At 44.6% G+C, this 22,699-nt stretch carries 16 protein-coding genes; 7 read left to right on the top strand and 9 right to left on the bottom strand.

What is annotated here, in order from left to right:
* Positions 1-322, top strand: a 322-nt coding sequence (locus CA600_RS27465; RefSeq protein WP_218832801.1) for a hypothetical protein, incomplete at its 5' end; no start/stop codon positions are given.
* 747 nt (positions 323-1,069) lie between these two features.
* Here CA600_RS27465 and pstA read toward each other — a convergent pair.
* The 6 genes from pstA to uxuA all read right to left on the bottom strand — a co-directional run bounded on the left by pstA (position 1,070) and on the right by uxuA (position 8,267).
* Positions 1,070-1,945, bottom strand: coding sequence for a phosphate ABC transporter permease PstA (pstA, locus tag CA600_RS27460; protein ID WP_094874314.1), 876 nt, complete (start codon positions 1,943-1,945; stop codon positions 1,070-1,072).
* Entirely contained in the window at positions 1,942-2,889 is a 948-nt protein-coding gene (pstC, locus tag CA600_RS27455) for a phosphate ABC transporter permease subunit PstC (RefSeq protein ID WP_094874313.1), read from the bottom strand. The genes pstA and pstC overlap by 4 nt, the downstream gene beginning before the upstream one ends.
* 82 nt (positions 2,890-2,971) lie before the next feature.
* Complete coding sequence (locus CA600_RS27450; RefSeq protein WP_094874312.1) at positions 2,972-3,832, bottom strand: phosphate ABC transporter substrate-binding protein; 861 nt, start codon at positions 3,830-3,832, stop codon at positions 2,972-2,974.
* 54 nt (positions 3,833-3,886) lie between these two features.
* Positions 3,887-5,323 (bottom strand): stalk domain-containing protein, encoded by a 1,437-nt coding sequence (locus CA600_RS27445; RefSeq protein ID WP_094874311.1) that lies wholly within the window; start codon positions 5,321-5,323, stop codon positions 3,887-3,889.
* A gap of 244 nt (positions 5,324-5,567) precedes the next feature.
* Positions 5,568-7,190 carry a mannitol dehydrogenase family protein gene (locus CA600_RS27440; RefSeq protein ID WP_094874310.1) on the bottom strand — a complete coding sequence of 541 codons (1,623 nt, stop codon included), beginning with the start codon at positions 7,188-7,190 and terminating at the stop codon, positions 5,568-5,570.
* Positions 7,191-8,267: a mannonate dehydratase gene (gene uxuA / locus CA600_RS27435; protein WP_094874309.1), complete on the bottom strand. Its 1,077-nt coding sequence runs from the start codon at positions 8,265-8,267 to the stop codon at positions 7,191-7,193.
* A gap of 221 nt (positions 8,268-8,488) precedes the next feature.
* Here uxuA and CA600_RS27430 point away from each other — a divergent pair, with 221 nt between their 5' ends.
* Positions 8,489-9,142 carry a GntR family transcriptional regulator gene (locus tag CA600_RS27430; RefSeq protein ID WP_094874308.1) on the top strand — a complete coding sequence of 218 codons (654 nt, stop codon included), beginning with the start codon at positions 8,489-8,491 and terminating at the stop codon, positions 9,140-9,142.
* A 109-nt stretch (positions 9,143-9,251) separates the two neighbouring features.
* On the opposite strand, the gene CA600_RS27425 is transcribed toward CA600_RS27430, so the two are convergent.
* Positions 9,252-12,692 carry a glycoside hydrolase family 2 TIM barrel-domain containing protein gene (locus CA600_RS27425; protein ID WP_094874307.1) on the bottom strand — a complete coding sequence of 1,147 codons (3,441 nt, stop codon included), beginning with the start codon at positions 12,690-12,692 and terminating at the stop codon, positions 9,252-9,254.
* A 96-nt stretch (positions 12,693-12,788) separates the two neighbouring features.
* Positions 12,789-14,879 carry an alpha-glucuronidase family glycosyl hydrolase gene (locus CA600_RS27420; RefSeq protein ID WP_094874306.1) on the bottom strand — a complete coding sequence of 697 codons (2,091 nt, stop codon included), beginning with the start codon at positions 14,877-14,879 and terminating at the stop codon, positions 12,789-12,791.
* Positions 14,880-15,004: 125 nt separating this feature from the next.
* Between CA600_RS27420 and CA600_RS27415 the strand changes: the two genes are divergently transcribed.
* The 5 genes from CA600_RS27415 (at position 15,005) to CA600_RS27395 (ending at position 22,071) form a co-directional block, all read left to right on the top strand.
* Positions 15,005-15,889 (top strand): helix-turn-helix domain-containing protein, encoded by an 885-nt coding sequence (locus CA600_RS27415; protein ID WP_094874305.1) that lies wholly within the window; start codon positions 15,005-15,007, stop codon positions 15,887-15,889.
* A 263-nt stretch (positions 15,890-16,152) separates the two neighbouring features.
* Positions 16,153-16,884 (top strand): ABC transporter ATP-binding protein, encoded by a 732-nt coding sequence (locus CA600_RS27410; RefSeq protein WP_373455907.1) that lies wholly within the window; start codon positions 16,153-16,155, stop codon positions 16,882-16,884.
* Positions 16,881-17,936: an ABC transporter permease gene (locus tag CA600_RS27405; protein ID WP_094874303.1), complete on the top strand. Its 1,056-nt coding sequence runs from the start codon at positions 16,881-16,883 to the stop codon at positions 17,934-17,936. The genes CA600_RS27410 and CA600_RS27405 overlap by 4 nt, the downstream gene beginning before the upstream one ends.
* An 18-nt stretch (positions 17,937-17,954) precedes the next feature.
* The gene (locus CA600_RS27400; RefSeq protein ID WP_094874302.1) at positions 17,955-18,644 is read left to right on the top strand and encodes a TetR/AcrR family transcriptional regulator; all 690 of its coding nucleotides are present in this window, start codon (positions 17,955-17,957) and stop codon (positions 18,642-18,644) included.
* Between the two features lie 82 nt (positions 18,645-18,726).
* Entirely contained in the window at positions 18,727-22,071 is a 3,345-nt protein-coding gene (locus tag CA600_RS27395; RefSeq protein ID WP_094874301.1) for a DEAD/DEAH box helicase, read from the top strand.
* Positions 22,072-22,131: 60 nt separating this feature from the next.
* Here CA600_RS27395 and CA600_RS27390 read toward each other — a convergent pair.
* Positions 22,132-22,699, bottom strand: a 568-nt coding sequence (locus CA600_RS27390; RefSeq protein ID WP_306440419.1) for an exosporium glycoprotein BclB-related protein, incomplete at its 5' end; no start/stop codon positions are given.

The following is a 22,699-nucleotide window of genomic DNA, read 5'->3' as shown; positions in this document are numbered from 1 at the left end:
TCAGGGGTTCGAATCCCTTCCGGGACGTCAGAGTAACAGCCTTCCTTCGGGGAGGCTGTTTTTGCGTTCAGGGGATGCGAAGCACGGAGGTTCGTCGGAGTATAGGCATCGAAAGCATACGCTTCGCAGTCAGCCCTTTGGGGCTGTATCCCGCTCTGGACCCGTTAACAATCTTCCTTCGGGGAGGCTGTTTCTGCGTTCAGGGAGAAAGACATTCGACACGAGTGCTAGAAAAACAGGAGCTGAAATCATCGTTCTTCAGACGAGACTTAATAAAAACCAGACAGTTAGGTTCGTTGAACAGTTTGTGCTAGGTGGCTAGGCTAGTGCGGATACAGTTGATGCTTCTCGGAGTTAATTGCGGTGCGTATAGGATGGGTACGTTCAGGGCACTAGGTTTATAGAGTAACTTCGGCAATTGTTCTGGTGCGGATACAGTTGACGTTTCTCGGAGTTACTTGAAGTGCGTGTAGGCTGGGTACGTTCAGGTACTTACTAGTGTAGAACTCTCCTAGGACCAGATCGAAAAGGATTATATTATCCTAGCTAGACTGTAACTATAGGGAAATCCTCCCTATAAAATTGCCTAGAATCGCTAAAAATCAAGCTTTATAGGAATTTCTACCCTTAATAATACTCAAAATCCCTATTTATGATCAAAACATAGATATTATAGGGAGGATTTCCCTAAATAAGCATTAGAGACCATAGAGCGTCGAATTATAGGGAGATATTCCCTCTATGCGAATACTCAACAAACAATCCATAAGCAATCAAGCAATCCCCGAATCGGCCAGCATTCGCATGTCCCCATTAACACCCCCGAATCCACCAACACTCCGCAAGTTTCCATTTACAATTCATGAGCAACTCGCCAATTTCACTAGGTTGAGCGTAATCATTCAATCACAGAAGATCTGCATATCCAAAATTAACGTAGCTAGTTTTCTCTCCATTAAAAAGCTCCCAGATAAAATCTCAAAAAGCTGTTCTAAGCGAACGCTAACATTCCCTTAGAGCAGCTTTTCGAAATAAAAGCCTACAGGTTTCCCCCGTAGACCCCAGTTCATTATTTGCGGCGATTGCTAAGCCACAGCGGAAATCGAAATGCAAAATTGATAAACAGAACTACAAATACAAGTACCGCTGCCGACTTATCAGCAATTTGACGCGCATCTTCTACAATCGCCTCGGATTGTACATACCAAAGGTGTACGGCCAGCGTCTCACCCGGGGAGAACAGATTGAAATCCCACATTTCGCCCGAGGTACTGAGACCAGCGGTAAGGATAATAACCGCAGACTCCCCGAAGGCGCGTCCAGCAACGAGACAAATCCCAGTAACAATGGCAGACATTGCAACGGGTAGAACTACCGTGCGGATCACGTGGAACTTAGTCATCCCAAGCGCATAACCAGCCTCGCGGATGTCCCCAGGTACAGCACGTACCGCTTCCTCTGTCACTCGCGCAAGCATAGGTAGATTCAGCAGCGCCAAGCTGACGCCTCCGCCAAGAATCGTCAGACCGACATCGAAATATTCTGCAAAAATTGCAAGTCCGAGCATACCGAACACAATCGATGGAACCGATGACAGAGATTCTACGCAAATACGTAGTGCCCCTGTAAATTTATTATCTGGGGCATACTCAGCCATATAGATTCCCGCACCCAAACCAATGGGAACGGAAATAATCAGCGAGATGAACAAAATGTAAAAGGAGTTAAACAACACCGGGCCAATCCCACCACCTGCGTCAATCTCTTCAGGCTGTTTAATCAGGAAATCGGGCCGAAGTGCCGGTAAACCTTTACTAAGAATCGTGAAGAGCAGCCAGAAGATCAGCAGCATGACTAAAGCCCCAAGGGTATAAAACCCTATGGTCGCAATTTTATTGTTTCTTTGAGCACGCGCTGTATGCTTTGTACTTGCGAATCCGTTCACGCTGCATCCCTCCTTTTTCTACCCAGCACGCGGATGATCAGAATTAATACAAATGATATTACTAGCAAAAGAAATGCCATCATATGTAATGCATAGTTCCAGGTAGAGTCAAACTCTACATTGGAGATTTGCATAACGATGTTACTAGTCAGCACCGATGCTGGCGTGAATAACGTCTTCGCCAATTGCGGTGTATTCCCGATAACCATAACTACAGCCATCGTCTCACCTACAGCACGAGTCATACCTAGAATAACCGCAGAGATAATCCCCCGGCTGGCCGCAGGCAGGATTACACGCATGATAACCTGTAAACGGGTAGATCCAAGAGCATATGCTGCATCCCGATATTTGCGCGGCACAGAGACAATGGCATCATCACTGATTCGGCAAATGGTTGGCAGTACCATTAAGGCGAGCACAAGTGCAGCGGCTAACAAGCCATCGCCTAAGCTCTCCCCGCTAATTCTGCGTAAGAAAGGAAGTAATACTGTTAAACCTATATATCCGTATACAATTGAAGGAATACCTACCAATAAATCCAGCACTGGACGAATAAAGGTCTTCATCCATTTTGGGGCAATCTCTGCACAAAGTACTGCCATCCCTACCGAGATAGGAACTGCGATCAGCAGCGTTAATGCAGTTAGTGAAAGTGTATTTACAATGAAGGCAGCCGCTCCAAAAGAATCCTCTTCCGGCGTCCAGTTAAAGGAAAAGAAAAAGTCCGCAGGCGAGAGATGGCCGAACAGAAGCATAGCCGTTTTGCCGATAAATAGAATTACAAGTCCAAGCACAAAGCAAAGCGCAAGAATGCTGAATAAAAAATAAAACTTAAATAATTTGTTACTAAACAAATGTCTACCGTGACGTTTGGAGTTAGCGCTAACCTGCGTTACGCTCTCTTTTCCCCTAGTTGCCAAGCCGTGGACTGGTGCCCCCATACTTTCCCTCCTGTAAGCGGCCACCCCCGTATCAAGATCGGAGCTGGCCGCTGTTACCGTTCAATATGATCTTCAGATGATATTAGCCCTTCATTGCTGCGATCGGAATAAATTTAAGCTTTTTCAGGGAACCTTGTTGGAACTTCTTGCTTTGTACGTATTCGATAAATTCTTTTGTTGCGCCAGTAGGTTGGCCTTTAGTCATGTAGTAACCATAAGCCCAGATCTTATAAGATCCATTGATTACGTTGTCTGTAGTAGCAGCTACACCGTTGTGTTTAACAGCTTTTACGTCGCCACTTACATATACAAGGTCGATATAACCGATGGAGTTAGGAGTTGTTCCAACGGCAGTCTTCATGTCACCGGATGAACCTGTTTCTTTATAGTTTTTAGCTTTTTTAACGATATCTCCGCCATCCAAAGCTTTAGCTTGATAGTTAACGCGTGTACCAGAACCGAATGAACGAGTGATAACCACGATGTCAGCATCTGCACCGCCTACTTCTTTCCAGTTCGTGATTTTACCTGCATAAATGCCTTTAAGCTGTTCAGTTGTAAGGTTATCTACGCCAACATTTTTGTTCACGATTGTAGCAAAAGGAATAACAGCTACTTTGTTTGCTACCTGTCCGTCAAAAGCTTTGAAGCCTGGTACGTCCATGCTAGCATCCCAGTCGCAAGCGCCGATATCAGCGATGCCTTTTTTAACAGCTTGAGGTCCAGTTACTGAACCTTTACCGGAGGCTGCGATTTTTACTTTAGGGTGCAGCTTCTGGAATTCTTTTGCCGCTTGAAGCGTCAATGGAAGAAGTGCGGTCGAACCGTTAACTGTGATTTTACCTTTAAGTGAATCGGCTGCTGCTGCAACCCCTGCGAAAGATGCGGTTACCGCAATTACAGCCGTTAGAGCCGTTACTGTTAGCTTTTTGAAAATCTTCATTTGTATTATTTCTCCTCTCGGCTCTACGCCGTTAAAATATAATTAAGAAATTTATTATTTCGACAGTTGCAATGCTTTACCGCCTTGAACCACCCATACACCGCCGTCACTTACGATAGCAAGCTTGCTTCCATCCTTCGAAACAGCTACTTCAGATACATCTTCAGTGGAGCGGAACAGTTCAGTCTTAGCTCCATTGTTATCAATGGAATAGACTACTGTGCTTCCATCTGCCGCTGAACCTGCTACAACCAAGCCGTTCTTAACGCCAGTAGACCAAGTTACTTCAACATCAAGTGCAATGTTGCTGCTTGTTCCGTCTGCTTTTACAACCTTCAATGTGTTAGCTGCATTACCCTCAGCATCTGCACTCAGGTAAACGACGCTACCATCTGCAGAAATTTCAGGGTACAGTTTGTTATCCGGTGTAGTTGTCAGTGCAGCGGGTTTAGCATCTTTCGTAGCCAGGTCAAGCTTGTAAAGCTGCTCTCCAGCAGAGCTGAAGTCGACAGTAAGGGAATCTTCTGTGCTGTCTGCATCGTTTTTAGCAACACCCGTCAGGTTAACGATATAAACGGCGCTCTTTTCGTCAGCGGAAATGCGCAGTTCGGATTTATTTTCTACTTTGTCCGCCAATACGGATTTAACTTCACCAGTGTCTACTGAGATTTTTGCGATTTTCTCTTGCTTGTCACCTTGGACGAAGTAAATATTTTTACCATCATTTGACCAAACCAGATCCGTTTTTACACTATTGTCCGTACCAAGCAGCTTAGTAGCTCCGCTAGACAGGTTAATTAGATTCAACAAACCCGTCTCATCATTGAAAGCTCCCCATTGCCCATCCGGCGACACTGCAAAATCCACTGCACTGTCATTGGATGAAAATACTTCGTAGTTACCTGGCTCAGTGCTGAACTTGATAAGTTGAGCAGATTCAGCATCACTTTTGTTCGCAATCAGACTTCCAGCTGCTGTCCAGTGCAAAGTATCAAACAATCCTTCAGGACGGGCAAAGCTTAGAATCGTGCTAGCATCAGCATCCAGTTCTCCACCTAATGCATAAACTAACTTAGAAAGCTCTACATAGGTTTTACCGTTATAAAATACTGGAGCAACTGTGAACGTCTCGGAATTACCATCTACTTGATAGCTCTTTGAGCCTGTTTTGAGCTTCACATTATGTAATCCCTTGCTGTCATTAAGTTCAAACCCGCCAGCTCCAAGTACTAACTTAGCTCCAATTTCACCAGTTACCTGATTCAGCGAGTACAGCTTGTAACCACTGCTATTAATGGTGTTAAACACAATCGGCGTACCATTTACATTCCAAGTAGCTGTACCTTCTTTAACTGCTGTTTTTGCAGCGGTTTGATTGGTAGCTACAGATTTTACATTACTGCCGATGCTAGCTGCAGATACACTCCCAACGCTTACTGTTGCAAGAAGTGCTGAAGCCAACGTTGCGCTAATCCATTTACTGTTTTTCAATTAGATTCACCCTTTTCGTATAGGTAACTGCTAATGTCATTTTCGTCTACAATTGTCAACTCTGTTGCAGAGGAATGTAATGGAAATATTAACTATAATTATTTTTTTGAAAAAGTAGGTATATTAGCGTACTAGACTGCTAAATTCAGATAAACCAAATGGACTAGACACGAAAAAGCCTCATGGGGGAAAACTCTGCGGTGTGCAGTAGCTTTTACTCCATGAGGCTTTTTGTAAATGTGATCTACACTAACTCTTCATTTAAATGTTGTTCCAACGTTCTCCTAACATCTCCTGGGCCTTTCAGCATCTCATAGAAGTAACTTTCAATCTTGCTACCCAGACCGATTTCATATAAAGGTACACCAAAAATCTTCTCATTTTCTAGAATCCTATGCACATTAGAGGTCGAATCTCCCAAAGTCACTCCTTGCAGATGCGCTTGAAGTAACTCCATTAACGGATCAGGACTCAGCTCAAAAGCGTTCCCTTGGTCATCCACTCCGATCAAATAGCGGCACCAGGCAGCAATTGCTAGTGGAATCGCCGTCAATTCAGCTGGATGAAGATCTTCGCGTTGTACATAGGATTTGATTGTTTCCCCATAACGAATGCCTACCTTCTGCGACGTATCTGTCGCAATTCGCTGCGGGGTGTCCGGAATAAATGGATTCGCCAAGCGCTCTTGCAGTACTTCATCCAAGAACTGCTGTGGACGTAGAATGATAGGATCTACAACTACAGGCAATCCTTCCTTATACCCAATCCGCTCGACTAATGTACGTAGGGTCTGATCCTGCATCTCATCCGAAATCTGTGTATAGCCTAGTAGACAGCCAGTGACCGCTAATGCAGTATGCAAGGGGTTTAGACAGGTGGTAACTTTCATCGTTTCTACCCTGTTCACGGTCTCACGATCTGTGAATATAATGCCGGCTTCTTCTAGTAAAGGTCGCCCATTCGTAAACTTATCCTCAATGACCAGATATTCGCTAACTTCTGCATTAACAAAAGGTGCGGTATGAGCGTTTCTCGAGGTAATAAGTATATCCATACCGCCAATCCCTTGCTCCTGTAAAGCCTTACGTACTTCCTCGGATGGACGTGGTGTGATTTTATCGATCATCGACAAGGGGAATGTTATGCGACTCTCGTCTTCGAGGTACGCAACAAAACCTTCCTCCACAAGCCCTTTCGAAGCCCATGCCTTGGCGATTGTAATCACGCTATTTTTCAGCATATCCCCATTGTACGAACAGTTATCCATACTGACAAAAGTCATCGGATACTGGCCTTTTAGATATCGACGGTACGCTAGAGAAGCGATAACACTCATGCTGTGGGAAGGCTGCTCCGGCCCTTGCTCCATATCATGCTTCACGATATTCAGGTACATTCCATCAGCACCGGTCAAGGTATAACCTTTCTCTGTAATGGTGAAGCTGGCCATCTGCAGACTCGGATTTTCAAAAATTTCAACTAAACGACAGTAATCCTGCGCTCGATTCTTGTTTGCCATAATAGCTTCGGTAATGCTGCTAATGACCTTTTTCGTAAACTCGCCACTCGCATTCATTAGTACGAGAAGTGTCAAATGATCATGAGGCTTATAAATCTTGTCAATCAGCTCGTAGTCAGAGGAGGTAGCGGCGATAATACCTGTGTCTGCTTTTCCAAGCTCCAACAGCTTCTGGTGAGCATTCGCAACAAATCCCCGAAAAATATTTCCCGCTCCAAAATGAATCCATTCCGGCCTAACGCGTGTATTCTCCGCCACCTGCTCATAATCAAAGTGAGGAAGCTCCACGTTAGCGTCCTTCCACGCCTCTGCACATGATTCAATGCTCTCTCTTGTCAGAAGCAGCATTCACTTCACCCCCGTCGTATTGTTGAGACTATCCCACACACCAAGTAAATACATGATCCCCATTGCTCTATCGTACAGCCCGTATCCCGGGCGGCAAGTCTTCTCTTCCCCCCACAAATGACGACCATGATCTGGACGCACATACCCCGTATATCCATTCTCATGATACGCTTTAACAACCTCTGCCACATCCACACTGCCATCCCGTCCACGATGAGACACCTCAATAAAATCACCGTTCTCAAAAACCTTAACATTTCGAATATGGGCAAAATGAATACGATTACAAAATTCCCGAATCATAGCTGGCAGATCGTTCTTCGGATTCGTACCGAGCGACCCAGTGCAGAAGGTTAATCCATTATACGGACTATCTACTGCGTCAAGTAAACGACGGATCGTATCACGGCTGCGGACAATGCGGGGCAAGCCAAAGATCGGCCAAGCAGGATCATCGGGATGAATAGCCATTTTGATGTCGACTTCTTCACAGACAGGAATAATGCGCTTCAGAAAATAGACCAAGTTCTCGAACAGCTTCTCTTCCGTTACATCTATATAGGCGGCGAATAGCTCATCGAGCTTCGCAAGACGCTCCGGCTCCCAGCCAGGCATTGTAAATTCGCCGGCCCCCTCGAGAATACGATTCACCATGTCGCGCGGGTTCTCATTAATGGCTGCATTTTCATAAAAAAGTGCATTCGAGCCATCCGGCAATTCCTTGTACAGCTCCGTCCGAGTCCAGTCAAAGATCGGCATGAAATTGTAACAGATCACTTTAGTACCGACCTTGGCTAGCTTCCGTATGGTGTCTATGTAAATATCGATATATTTATCACGCGTCGGGAGTCCAATCTTGATATCATCATGGACGTTCACACTCTCTACTACGGCAGTGCTAAACCCTTTGCTCGTAATTTGATCCGCAACCTTTTGAATGTCATCCATTTCCCACACTTCGCCCGCTACCTTATGATGTAGTGACCAGACAATACCCATTACCCCCGGAATTTGCCGGATATGATCAAGCGTAATGTTGTCATTGCCTTCTCCATACCATCTCCATGTCATGTTCATCTAGATAAAACCTCCTCTAATTTCAAACGTCGTGATCTTGTATACAAGATAATATATTCAAATATTAGATTTAAGCAATAGCTTTTGTCAATGATATTAATTCACTTATTGAAAACTTGTATACAAGATAAAAAGAATATATAATTAAATCACTTTCTAATATCAGGATCCCGTTTCAGATATCCGAATTCCAAAATCAATGGCAATGGAGACGTTACCTCATGTCCACCAAAAATGAAATTTTGAACTTGTTGAAGCACGAAATTCGTAATCTAACCCTAAAGCCTGGAACCATTCTAAGTGAGACCGTGTTGTCTGAGCGGTTCCAGATATCCAGGACACCTTTACGTGATGTGCTAAAACAGCTATCCCTAGAGTCCTATATTGATGTGTATCCAAAGAAAGGAAATCTTGTTTCGTACATTGATTTGGAATCTGTCGAGCAGATGATCTATTTAAGAAGTGTTCTAGAAAAGGATATTATCAAAGGTCTATCCGGTAGTCTTACTCTAAAAGGTATCCTCGAGCTTAAGCAAATCTTAGAAGAACAAAGAAATGCCATACATCAAGAACATGCCATTGAGCACTTTTTTGCTTTGGATGATGCCTATCATAAGACGTTATTCACATTAGCAGGACATGAATTTTTGTGGGAGCAAATTAAGTTCTCCCATGTGCATTATGAAAGATATCGACGCCTGCATACCCTAAAGCAAGAAAAGCTGGAGAAAAATTTGAGCGAGCATCACATGATCCTGGATTGTATGACAAACCATGAACCAGACAAAATAGATGAGCTAGTCCAGCATCATTTGCGTGAGGATATGAACTCCTTATATTTACTGGAGAATTTTGCGGATTATATTAAAGCGTAATCACTTACTTAAAAACTTACTTAAAATAAACTGACCGCCCCACGCAGCCACCTTCATGGCTTTGGAGACGGTCTTTTTTCTCATTTATCGTAGTAGTTGAAGCAACCGATCACTCAAAACGAAACCAACCGAAATCGAACTGACTTCCAGGCAAGAAGATAAAGGTTACCTTCTGTTCCCCTGTCACTTTCTCCAGCTCAAATACTCGCTCTACATATCCATCTGACTCTGTAAATTCGATCAGTTGATTATTAGACTCTTCACCCTTTTCGAAGCGAAGATGAATGGTGTTCTTATCGATCGGGGATCTCCCACAAATGACCAGCTTAGAAGTACCTTCCATCATAAAATCCATCTGCTCGAACACGAGAGATACGTTATTCCCAATCCCTTCAACACCCTGCTCCGCGATGGTGAACGTATCACCATAAATACGATCACCATCTACAGCCCTATGCTGCTCGAACGCTCGGTTCTTTTTCACAAATGAAAAGCCTTTTATGTGCACCTTCTTCTGCAATACGAAACAAACAGAGCTGATGCCAGTGAGTCTCTTGGATAATAGATAGGTTGCCTCCTGATATACATTCCATTGCGACTCCTTCTGATAGATAACATCTGCCAAAAGCTCACTGTTCTCTTCGTCCGGCATGCCTTCCCAAATCTGGAGCTCATAGGCTTCGCTAGACAATGCGAATAGGGGAATCGTTATCAAATCCGATCCATAAGGTCCAAAGTCGATCTCGCGATAAGCAACCTGGGTCTCACCATCTCGACTCGTAGCTACGCCTCGTTCATTTCCATTTCCGACTTCGCCCTTAACCTCATCATATAGACCGCCAGATATAAATCCATACGGATCCTTGTAAGCCGTCCCAAGACCAGTCGCTGTAAATTCCAACTGTGAAATCAGCTTTGTCTTTTCTGTACCGTTCTTACTCATACAGCGAACGCGGAAACTCCCATCTCCTAATGCCGTGATCTTGGCTTCATTTCCAAACGGTTCGATCCGAGCTAGATTGGACTCAATCCCAGCATCATTTACAATCCTCCACTCCACTTCAGAATAGGAAGTTTCTACAGGGTAAAGGTTTGCGTGTACAATCATTTCTCTTCTATTTTCATTAAACTGTTGTCCAGAATGACTTATAATTTCTATTTTTCGCAAAGGAATTTCTTCTACATTTCCTGTTACACATGGCATCTCTAGGTTTCTAGTGTTAGCTGAAATGCCTATTCTACTATCTTCCACAGGAAGCGATTGAAGCTGTAGCTTACTACCTGCTAAATCTTTCGAGGTAACCTCAACCGTTATCGTACCTGCTTCTAATTCCGCAGCAACAATCGCCATAAGCTTACCGCTGAACAAACGTCTACCCGTTCCTTTGTATGGATCATAGTCCGTGCTATCTCCATTGTCTAAACCGATCAAACGGCCTGCTCCGCTCACCTGAACCTGAACGCGATTGTTTGCATTCTCAACGGCGTTACCGCGCTCATCCTCCATCGTAATTTCGATGAAGATTAAATCTGTTCCGTTCGCAAGGAGTGTACCCTTATCAGCCTTTAAGCAGATTCGACTCGCATCACCGAACGATTTCCTAATGTCAACTGCAATGATTTGGCCAGCCTCATCGTAAGCAATTGCCTTGAGCTCACCTGGTTCATAAGGAAGCTTCCACCAGCCCGCTAACTGCGTTCCATGCACATGATCGATTTCATAGGTCCCAACACTCTTACCATTGAACTGCAATTCTATCTTGGGAGCATTCGAGCAGACTCGAACATCGATCATTTGACCGGGATTGAAATCCCAATAGGGAAAAATATGCACCATAGGATGTTCCTTGTAATTTGTCCAAGCCGATTGATAGATGTAATAGGAATCCTTTTTAAAGGTCGCTGTATCCATCTGCCCGAAATACGAATTCTTCGTATGATACGGTGTTGGTTCACCAATATAGTCAAAGCCAGTCCATATGAATTGTCCCAATGAGAAGGCTGCATCGCGCTCTGCAATAATACAGGCTTCTGCTGACTTTGCTCCCCAGCTTGTAGAGCTATTACCTAGCGCAGAGCACTGCTCGTCGTCGTCAGCCAGGATGGATTGCTCGAATGGGAAATGGTATATTCCCCTGCTCTGTACAATAGAAGCGGTCTCACTACCATAGATAATCCAGTCAGGATGTTCCGCGTGATGCTGATGATAATATTTTTCCGCATAATTGTAGCCTGCCACCTTTACGATGTCCGCACATTTCTGAGCATTCTCCCAAGGCATATAGTTCGATCCAAGGGTCACTTTCCCGTTGCCTCTCGGATCATATTGAAGCACGGCTTCCATCAACATGCTCGTCAATTCTTGCCCTCGCTTGTCAGCATGCGTATCATAAATTTCATTGCCAATACACCACATGAGCAAGCTTGGATGATTACGATCTCGCATGACCCAGCTTCTCACATCTTTTAACGCCCAGTCCTTAAAAAATCTTGCGTAATCATATGGGGTCTTCGATCGCTCCCACATATCAAAGGCTTCCGAAACCACAAGCAGCCCCATTTCGTCCGCCAGATCCATAAGCTCTGCAGCAGGCATATTATGAGCGGTACGTATCGCATTTACGCCCATGTCCTTTAAGATCTCAAGTCTTCTTCGCAATGCCGCTGTATGAAACGCCGCACCCAATGCGCCAAGATCATGATGTTCACAAACACCATTCAATTTGATCTTTTGCCCATTCAGAAGCATCCCCTCTTGCGGATTTAATACAATCGTTCGAAAGCCTAAACACTGTGTTACATCTTCTATTGTTGTCCACACTTCATCAGAACTCTGGTCAGATGCCTTATGCTGCAATTCTGTTTTTAGCTGATATAAATGCGGAGCATCGGGACTCCATAATAAAGGATTCTCTACAGTCAGTACCTGACTTATACGTGAGGTATCTTGTGTTAGCTCTGCTGCCGAGATCTTCTCAACACAGGTCTTTATCACTCGATCCTTATGCAGAATGGTTTGGGAAAGCCGCATATCTCCTGTAATGCTCACATCGGTGTCGATCTCCACTTGCCAAACGTCATTCTTTTGTACCGCATGAATGTAAATTCCATCTGTCACAATATGATTACAATCTCTTGTCTTGAGCCATACATTCCGATAGATACCCGCTCCTGAATACCATCTACTATTCGGACTCCGGTGCACGACCTTCACAAGAATTTCGTTCTCCCCGTCTATTAGACTATCCGTAATCTCATATTCAAAGGAAGAATAGCCGTATTTCCACTCTCCAACCCATTGATTATTCACATAGATCGCAGAGTCCATATAAACTCCATCAAAGCATAACAGTAACTGCTTATCATTCTTCGCATTCATAAAAGACTTACGATACCATCCAATACTATTCTCATACAAATCTAATGTGTTATAAATCAACCAATCATGAGGGAGATCTACGGGATGGAAATCCAAGGACTCAGCATTCGTCACCTCTAAAGTGCTCTTAGCAAATTCCCAGCCCTCATTAAATAATCTTTTATGATTCAATGTGTATCTTCCTTTCTTCTCATAGGATTATGAAACAAAGGGATGGAGCAAGAGAAGGAGTGGCCCTGCTGGGCACACTCCTACTAATGCTAATATTTAGTATATTGTGCGTTGATGCTGGTCTGGAATACCGCTTTTTCGATAGAAATACGTATTGATGATATCTCTCCACTCGCGGGCATGTAGTACCTGTTCGTGCAGACGGTCTGCCACCTGCCCGTACCTGCTGCCGTCCATTTCCCCCTCAAGGGATTGCCACTTCTCTTTCAGCCCTGCTGCCCGGTCCACGCCATCAAAATGCGTATCATAAATATGCTGGATGACCGTTTTACCAGATTTAAGAGTATGCGTATATGGTACATGATGAAAGAACAGTAATAGCTCATCTGGACAAGTAGCTACCGATTCATACATATCTACATTCGCTCCTTGATACTGAGCAACATATCCCGTACCCGTCTTTATTGTCCGGTCTACGCCAATCCCTTGTAAGTCTGCAAAATGATACGTTCCCCATTTCGAGTACTCATATCCATCCACACTTGGACCGTAATGATGATCTGGATTGACCATCCAGCCTACGCCAAGCGGCGAAGTATAAGATTCATAGATAGGCCAAGAGGTTAACAAGATCTCACGAATCGTATCTATTAACTGCTCATCCTCTGCACCGAATGTGAGCATAATCCATTCCTTCGCGATTTGCTCTGCACTTAATTCCGGATACCAAGCGAGACGACCGTAACCATACAGATTGGCCTGCGCTAATAAATGCCCCGTCCAGTTATGATCATTGCCAATATTTGAAACAGCAGCGAAGCCGCTATACTTATAACCATACATAGATCCATCAACAACCCGCTTCACCGATGACTCCGAATCTGTTGCGTAAGTATTAAAATCAAGAACTTCCTTCCATTGAGGGACGAGGTAACAGACATGACGCTGTTGGCCTGTATATTCCTGCGTAATTTGGAACTCAATCATCATATTCGTATGCTCCATGGCACCGAACAGCGGAGATACACCTTCACGTACTTGGAAATCCATTGGACCATTCTTCACCTGTAAAATAACATTCTCCATAAACTGGCCATCCAGCGGTTTAAAGTGATCATATGCCGCTCGTGCACGATCGGTGGAGCGATCCCGCCAATCCTGTTTGCAATTGTAAACGAAGCAGCGCCAGATGACGATTCCCCCGAAGGGCAATAAAGCTTCAGCCAGCATGTTCGAACCTTCTGCATGATCACGATCATAAGTGAATGGACCTGGACGATTCTCTGAATCAGCTTTTACGAGGAAACCGCCGAAATCTGGAATCAATTTATAAATTTCTACCGCCTTTGCCTTCCACCATTGGCGTACATCAGAATCTAACGGATCAGCTGTATTCAATCCACCGATTTCGATCGGGCTAGCATAGTTAATACTTAGAAACAGCTTGACCCCGTAGTTACGGAAGATATCGGCAATCCGCGCGATCTCAGGAAGATAGCGCTCCGTAATAAACATCGTTTCAAACCGATGTACATTGACATTGTTTATAGCAATCGCATTGATTCCTATCGAAGCGAGCATTCTCGCATAATCTTGCAATCGATCAAAGTCCTTAGTGATTTCGTTGTCTGAGTAAAATATGGACTTCCCTGCGTAACCACGTTCGATGCTTCCATCGATGTTATCCCATTGATTCATCATGCGGAGAAGATTTACAGGATTGTCCATCACATCCAACACTTCGATAGATTGACCTGTTCCAAGCAAGCGTAGGAATGCAAATACACCGTACAATAATCCCACGGGTGTGGAAGCACCAATTGCAATACAGTCCTTCTCCGTGTTTGTTCGAATGGCATAACCTTCTGATCCAATGGCTGTCCTTGTAGCCTCGCTAAAGGTATGCGTAATCAACGAATGATTACTATCAAACGTACCGATCACAATACAGCCCTGCATATCTTTATCCCGAGATTCAGCAATGGTAACTTCTTTATCGAGCATTCCTTGTATGCCGCGTATTAGTTCTTGCACAGCACTTTTGATCACTGGATGATCCTGTTCGGAGATCAAAATGTTTTTGCACCAAGCAACATAGCACTCTCTTACTGCACTAGATTGAATATATGGATATTCGAGCCAAGCTTTATACCCTGCGTGTTGTAATTCCGTCTTTTGTTCTGCCATAATTCAGTGTCCTCCATTAGTGAGTAAGACTTTTTAATCTAGGTGTTGCTGACTGTGCAATGGTTCTCTTATACTTTTGTAAACGATAGGTTATCCGCATCCCTACTAATAGGAGGAACACGAATGTGACGTACCATGAGCAGCAGGACTTACAACCGTTCCAGCTCTATTTTGTATATAAAAGAACAAGTACAAATACAGACGACTATCAAGGTACATTCCATGCTCATCAGGGTGTTGAAATTCTTATTGTTCATGAAGGTAAAGGGACGCTCATTATTGATCAAAATAGCTATGAAATAAAGCCAGGAATGATTTGTATTTTCCAGCCGTATCAACTGCATCATATTCAAATTGAAATCAATGAGGCGGTTCCGTTCGTGCGTTCGATTGTGCATTATGAACCCAGCCTATTTAAAGCTTATTTTGAGAAGTGGCCCGTCCTACAAAGCTTTTTCCATCATATTCACAGCGGCAATTCTTCCTCACCCCGATGGTATGAACAGCAGGATCTGCAATCGCTGATAGCTCTTCTGAAGGATCTGGGTAAAGCGCTTCCAAGTTTGACTAAAAATGATTTCATGGAAGAGGTCTCATTATTTCTCATCACGTTCCTGCGTACTTTAAAGCCGCTTTGGGATACACAGCAGAAGCCGACCTCCATGGAACAATTGCTTCGTAAACCACATCAGGCAGAACGTATTATGGAATGGCTGCAGTTGCATTACAAGAAACCTTTGCGGCTCGATCAAATGAGCAAGGATCTACATCTTTCCCCCCATCATTTATCCCACTTATTCAAGGAATGTACAGGCAGCAGTATTTCCGATTATTTAACGGTCAAAAGAATGCAGGAAGCCGTTCATCTTCTGACTTCAAGCAAATACACGGTTGCACACATCGCCGAGGAAGTAGGTATCACAAATTGCTCTCATTTTTGCAAATTGTTCAAAACCCATTTCGGCACAACGCCAAATCAATTTCGGAAGCAATGGCATTTGCATCATTGAGTTGTCGAACATCCCCAGCTGTATTCCTTGTTAACATCATATCAAGTTGGTTCGTGAGCAGGTATTCACATCTTGTGCAAAAATGCCGCTACTTTGCGATTTATACCTGATTGTCAGTTGATTTCAAGTAGTGGAAATCTAGCACTTTACATTTATTGGATTCCGGAGCACACTAATGAGTGAGCGCTCACTCATTAGTGTTGTGCAGAGTACTCAGTAACACCACTTTGTATCCCAGACTATTCAGAATCGAGGAGATGAATATGGGTTCGGAAGTTCCAGTCATTTCAGTGAGCCATGTTAGTAAAGCCTTTGGAGACAAACAGGTGCTCGAAGATATTTCACTTCAAGTGGAGCGTGCCGAAACCTTCGGCATACTGGGGCCCTCTGGCTCCGGGAAAACAACGCTAGTAAAGCTGCTTACAGGTATCGATGAGGTGACCTCAGGTGAGGTAAAGGTGCTTGGTGTCACTATGCCTAAGTTATCCATGCTGCAGCAAATTGGATACATGGCTCAATCTGATGCCCTATATACGGAACTCAGCGCAAAAGAAAATCTGGAGTTCTTCGCTGCGCTATATGGACTAAAAGGTGCGGAGCGCGGCAAACGCATCAAAGCTGTTATGGAACTAGTAGATCTTCAGGAGCATCTGCGCAAAAGAGTAGATCAATACTCCGGCGGAATGAAACGCCGCCTATCCCTGGCGATTGCGCTGCTCCATGAGCCTCCGCTACTTCTTCTTGATGAACCGACAGTAGGTATCGATCCTGTACTCCGACTATCCATCTGGAAAGAACTAAAAGCTCTTAATCGGAAAGGTACCACGATTGTACTAACTACACATGTCATGGATGAAGCTGAGAAATGTGATCGCCTTGGAATGATCCGTGATGGCAAGCTGCTTGCCGCCGACACACCCGCCGGACTGCTTGAAGCCACAGGCTCAGCTTCTATTGAGGAAGCCTTTCTATATTATGGAGGTGTCCGTTCATGAGAATCCGAGCGATCACCTTACGGATTTTGCGACAATTTATTCATGATAAAAGAACGATGGCCTTAATGTTCATTGCACCGCTCATCGTTCTAAGTTTAATGAGCTTGGTATTCAACGGGGATGCCTATGAGCCTAAAATCGGGGTATCCGGGGTACCACTAAATATCTCCGCAGTGTTAAAAAAAGAAAACGCTACAATTAAAGAGTATGCCAGCGAAGAGCTAGGGAAAAGTGCTCTAGTAGAAGGAAAGATTGATGCTTTGATCACTTTGGACGGAAAGGCTGGGGACTCAGGAGTCATCCCCCAAGTGCTGTTAGAAGGCAGCAATCCGACCGCCAATAAAGCGGTGATCCTGACGCTTCAACAGTTATCACAAAAGCTTCTTCCTGATACAGAGAAACAGCTGCAATTACAACCTCAGATTAGCTATCTATACGGTTCTGAGAATATGAAGACCATTGACCGCTTCGGTCCGATTATGATTGGTGTATTTATTTTCTTTTTCGTATTCCTGATTGCCGGCGTTTCTTTCCTGCGAGAGCGGACTACAGGCACCCTTGAACGCCTACTTTCTACTCCCTTAAAAAGATGGGAGATTGTACTCGGCTATGTATGTGGTTTCGGCATTTTCACCGTATTCCAAGCCCTGTTGATCTCGTGGTTTTCCATTCAGATCCTTGGCATTATGATGATAGGCAGCTTTGGTTATGTCATGCTCCTCACTATGCTGCTGTCGATGACAGCGCTGACGCTGGGTACGCTATTGTCTGCTTTTGCTGCTAACGAGCTACAGATGATTCAGTTCATTCCGCTCATTATCGTGCCACAGGTCTTCCTCAGTGGACTGTTCCCACTCGATACCCTACCGATGTGGCTACAGCGCGTTGGCTACGCAACGCCAATTTATTATGGATCAGAAGCGCTTATGAACATCATGATCCGCGGCAAAGGATGGAGTGCCATCGCTCTGGATGTGTATGTGCTGATCGGATTTTCATTATTATTCATGCTTCTGAATGTATTGGCACTGCGCAAGCACCGCAAAATGTAGCGAATTTGGAGGGCAATAATGAAGAAAAATGATTCTTCGGAACAAAATATAGATGAACAGTGGATAGAAGAACTGCTGGCCTTACGTGAAGACGAAAAGCTGACATCGAAACAGATTTCCATCCTGCATGCGGCGATTGAGGTATTTTCCGAAAAAGGATACGCTGCTGCTGCGACTAGTGAAATTGCTCAAAAGGCAGGCGTGGCCGAGGGAACGATTTTCCGATATTACAAAACCAAAAAAGATTTGCTGCTGTCCATCATAGGCCCCACCATGAGTCGGATGCTCGCTCCCTTTGTATTGCGTAATTTTAACGGGGTACTCGATGTTCCCTATAACAGTTTCGAGGAATTCCTACGGGCGTTTATTATCAACCGTCTGGAGTTTATCCGCAGGAATTTTAAAATTCTAAAGATTCTGATACAGGAAATCCCTTTCCAACCGGTGCTCAGAGAACAGTTCGCAGAAAATATTCTAAGTATGGTGCTGGAGCGCGTCATCGAAATCGTTGAACACTTCAAAGCAAAAGGTGAAGTCATCGAATTACCTACACCCGCTATTCTACGCTTTACTATTTCATCCGTTGTAGGATATGTGCTTAATCGCCTGCTGCTGCAGCCGGAGAAGGACTGGAACGACGAGGAAGAAATTAACCTGACGATCCGTTTTATTATGCACGGGATTAGTGGAGTAGCAGCCCCTATTTGATGCGCACGCCCGTTCTGTTATCATAAAGACTATATAATAATCGGACTTTTCGAAGAACAAGTTACGAGGAAGGAATTATGTTATGGGCTTTAGTGTGACAGAACGGGTAATTAAGCTGCTGTGCGGCAAGTCTGTTTTTGAAAAAGGATTGGCTTATTACCAATCTGGAAGCGTTGATATAATAGATATTGAAGAACGTAATGAATCCATCCCAGATCTGCCCCGATCTCGTTATGAAGCGCTTGTTCAAGGGGGCATTGGCTACGAAGTCACTGTTGTCATCGATATCGATGGTGATGTCACGGCAGAGTGTACTTGTCCTGCTTACTCGCATGGAGGGCCTTTCTGCAAACATATCGCAGCCGTACTGATCAGCATCGATGCCCTTGAAGCTGCTGGAGAACGGCCAGATCATACTGGAACTTCTAGCCCATCTTCTATTGAGGATACTGGAGTCTTAACCCCACGTATTTCTACGGATTCTACGCGAGACATGGGAGGAAGGTCCAGAGACCAGCATCTTGTGAGCAACCTGCTAGGCATGTTCAGTAACCATAAGCCACGTCCGAGCGGTACTGGGGCTTTTGTAGATAATAGAATTCCATTAAATGTCGAGTTCATCTGCAAGCCATTCACTTACAGCTATAGCACTACCATGCTGGGAATAGAAATGAAAATCGGCTCAAAACGACCCTATGTCGTTCATAGAATAAGAGGTTTTCTGGAACGTGTACATCGTGGAGAAACCTTCGAATTCTCGAAGCATTTCGTCTATGACCCTGCCATTCACAGCTTACGGAAGGAAGATAACATCGTTCTTCAGAAGCTGATTGAAATTGTCTTAAATGAAAAAATGTATCGCGATAACGTCACTAACTATTCTCCATATGGTGGCAACCTGGGGGGAGATCGCCTGCTGGCTATCCCTCCTTTTTTCTGGGAGACGCTTCAGCCCGCTCTTTCAGAAGTTTCGTCGGTATATCTGCAACAAGAAGAGGTGTTGTACGAAGGTATTCATATGTCTAATGAAGCACCACCCCTTAGCTTTGCGTTCGAACAAGCCGAAGGCGAAGGATACCATCTGGATATTCAAGGACTTGAGCAGATCTCAGTTCTGGAAGACTACGGACTCGTGCTGTCTGAAGGTAAGCTGTTGAAGCTAACTGCTCAGGAATGCATGCGCCTATCTGAGATGAAGAAAATGTTGGAATCCTCCCGTCGAGAGGGCATCGATATTGCACCCGAACAAATGGAGCCTTTTATGGACAAGGTTATTCCTGGCCTGAAAAAACTGGGAAACGTGCATATCGCCGACTCTATCGCTGATCGGATTGTGCAACATAAGCTTATTGCAAGGCTCTATCTGGACCGTGTGAGAGATCGGCTGCTCGCCGGGCTAGAGTTTCAGTATGGTGATATTATCATCAATCCTTTGGATGAAAAAGCCCATGTTCGCGGTACGGACTTGATTCTTATACGCGACGGTGAAGGAGAGGCCCGAATTTTAGAGCTGATGGAGCATGAATCCTTCGCCAAAACCGAAGGCGGGTATATTATGACGGATGAGGAAGGTGAGTACGATTTTTTGTATCACACGATTCCGTTGCTTGAGCCACTACTCACGGTCTATGCGACCACCGCTGTCAAAGAAAGATTGTTCACGGGAACCACGCCACCCAAGGTAAGCATTAGTTGGAATGAGAAAACCGATTGGCTTGATTTTAAATTCGACATGGGTGGTATTCCCGAATCTGAGATTGTGATGGTCTTAAAATCACTTCAGGATAAGCGTAAATACTACCGATTGCCTGAAGGGGCACTGCTACCGCTGGAGAGCGAGGAGCTCCAAGAAATCATCACCTTTATGAACGAGATGGGCATTCGAGAAGGTGAGATTAAAGGTGCGCAATTCTCTTTACCCGTTGTTCGCGGGTTACATCTAACCTCTTCCGATTCTCAAAGTGACTCCGTCAAACTGAGCAGATCCTTTAAACGTTTACTTGCGAATATGCACAATCCTGAGAATCTTGATTTCCCTATACCAGAGAGTCTGGCTCCTGTGCTCCGGGATTATCAGCAGTATGGATTCCAGTGGCTGAAGACGCTTGCCCACTATCGTTTTGGCGGTATTTTAGCGGATGATATGGGTCTTGGCAAAACGCTGCAGAGTATCGCTTTTCTGCTCTCCGAGCTTCCGGATATTCGTCAGAGTGGTCTGCCCGCTCTTATTGTCGCTCCTGCCTCTCTCACCTACAATTGGCATAATGAGCTTAAAAAGTTCACGCCTGAGATCAAGGCTGTTATTGCAGATGGAAGCTTAACGGAACGCGGTCGGATTTTAAAAAATGCAGCGAAGGCAGATGTAATCATTACCTCTTACCCACTGCTTCGAAGAGATGTTCAGTTGTATGCTAAGAAATCTTTTCATACCCTGATTCTCGATGAAGCGCAAACCATAAAGAACCATACTACTCAGACCGCCCAAGCTGTAATGGCTCTTCAGGCCCGGCATCGTTTTGCACTTACTGGAACTCCTGTTGAGAATGCGTTAGAAGATCTTTGGTCTATCTTTGGCACTGTGTTTCCTGGGCTCTTTCCAGGTAAGAAGGCTTTTCACGATTTGCCGAGGGAAACTATCGCGAAACGGGCACGTCCCTTTTTGCTGCGGCGCTTAAAGAGTGATGTATTAAAAGAATTGCCTGAGAAAATCGAATCACTCCAAGCCTGTGAGCTGTTCCCTGAGCAGAAGAAGTTATATGTCGCTTATCTCGCACGTTTGAAAAAAGAGGCGCTTAAGCATTTGACCCAGGATAGTTTCGGTAATAATAATCGCATTAAAATCCTTGCTGGTCTCACTCGTCTGCGCCAGCTATGTTGTCACCCAGCTCTATTTGTGGATGGGTATGAAGGAAGCTCTGCCAAGTTCGAGCAGCTGTTTGAAATCATAGAGGAATGCCGCAGTTCGGGTAAACGAATGCTAGTATTCTCCCAGTTCACAGAAATGCTCGGTTTGATTGGACGTGAACTCGGATATCAGGGGGTTCCATATTTTTACCTAGATGGCCAAACGCCTGTGTCTCAGCGAGTAGATTTATGTAATCAGTTTAATGAAGGAGAGCGAGATATTTTCCTGATCTCCTTAAAAGCTGGTGGAACCGGACTCAACTTAACAGGGGCAGACACTGTAATCCTATACGATTTATGGTGGAATCCTGCCGTAGAGCAGCAAGCAGCCGATCGGGCACATCGAATCGGGCAGAAAAAAGTAGTGCAAGTGATCCGGCTCGTCACCCAAGGTACTGTGGAAGACAAAATGTATGAGCTACAACAGAAGAAAAAGAACTTGATCGATGAGGTAATTCAGCCAGGTCAGGAAGGGTTATCTACCCTTACAGAACAAGACATTCGTGAAATTCTGATGATCTAAATAAAGGGATATCCTGTAGCCATACGGCTTTTGGGATATCCCAATTTCAGATTCATCGGATTAAGCGATTGTAACTCCTCCGCTAGCATAGCCAGCAATGGTTGTCGCAACGTCAAGCCCGGCCGTTACCGTTGAAGTGAAGACCAGAAGCAATCGTTCTCCTACCGTAACTGGAATACTTAAGCCTGTGGTAGTACCACTGCTAATCGTGCCAAGTGAAAGTACACCTGTAAATGCAGGACTTAATGTGACTAAAGCTCCAGGTACTGCTGTGAAGGTATTGTTAGGCGTAGAAGAACTATATAATTGAGCAGTGATTGTTACTGTGGACCCCAATAAAGATAGTGCAGCTGTTGTACTGAAATAGGCTGCCATAGACGTAATCGTTCCGGCACGAGGAACTGAGAAGGCAAAGTTCAATAAGGTCCCGGCTGCTCCTGTAAGATCAATAGTGCCCCCTGTAATAGCAATGTTTGTTGCGTTGCTGCCGAAGCCGACTGCGCTTGAAGTATTCAGAAGACCTCCCAAAACTGTGGTCATAGCTACTGGCAGACCAGAAGCATACGGAATAATTGCACCTGAACCTGTGGCGCCCGTTGCTCCGGTGGCTCCCGCTGTTCCTGTTGCT

The organism is Paenibacillus sp. VTT E-133280 (genome assembly GCF_002264385.1).
In the GTDB taxonomy this organism is placed as follows: Bacteria; Bacillota; Bacilli; order Paenibacillales; family Paenibacillaceae; genus Paenibacillus_AQ; species Paenibacillus_AQ nitricinens.
The sequence above is the reverse complement of the archived record's forward strand: the minus strand, read 5'-3'. Positions and strand labels throughout refer to the sequence as shown.

Excerpts from the sequence above, each read along its gene's own strand:
- CA600_RS27410 (WP_373455907.1), top strand. The coding sequence starts at position 16,153 with ATGGGTTCGGAAGTTCCAGTCATTTCAGTGAGCCATGTTAGTAAAGCC.
- CA600_RS27400 (WP_094874302.1), top strand. The coding sequence starts at position 17,955 with ATGAAGAAAAATGATTCTTCGGAACAAAATATAGATGAACAGTGGATA.
- CA600_RS27395 (WP_094874301.1), top strand. The coding sequence starts at position 18,727 with ATGGGCTTTAGTGTGACAGAACGGGTAATTAAGCTGCTGTGCGGCAAG.
- pstC (WP_094874313.1), bottom strand. The coding sequence starts at position 2,889 with ATGGGGGCACCAGTCCACGGCTTGGCAACTAGGGGAAAAGAGAGCGTA.
- uxuA (WP_094874309.1), bottom strand. The coding sequence starts at position 8,267 with ATGAACATGACATGGAGATGGTATGGAGAAGGCAATGACAACATTACG.
- CA600_RS27430 (WP_094874308.1), top strand. The coding sequence starts at position 8,489 with ATGTCCACCAAAAATGAAATTTTGAACTTGTTGAAGCACGAAATTCGT.
- CA600_RS27440 (WP_094874310.1), bottom strand. The coding sequence starts at position 7,190 with ATGCTGCTTCTGACAAGAGAGAGCATTGAATCATGTGCAGAGGCGTGG.
- CA600_RS27405 (WP_094874303.1), top strand. The coding sequence starts at position 16,881 with ATGAGAATCCGAGCGATCACCTTACGGATTTTGCGACAATTTATTCAT.
- CA600_RS27420 (WP_094874306.1), bottom strand. The coding sequence starts at position 14,879 with ATGGCAGAACAAAAGACGGAATTACAACACGCAGGGTATAAAGCTTGG.
- CA600_RS27450 (WP_094874312.1), bottom strand. The coding sequence starts at position 3,832 with ATGAAGATTTTCAAAAAGCTAACAGTAACGGCTCTAACGGCTGTAATT.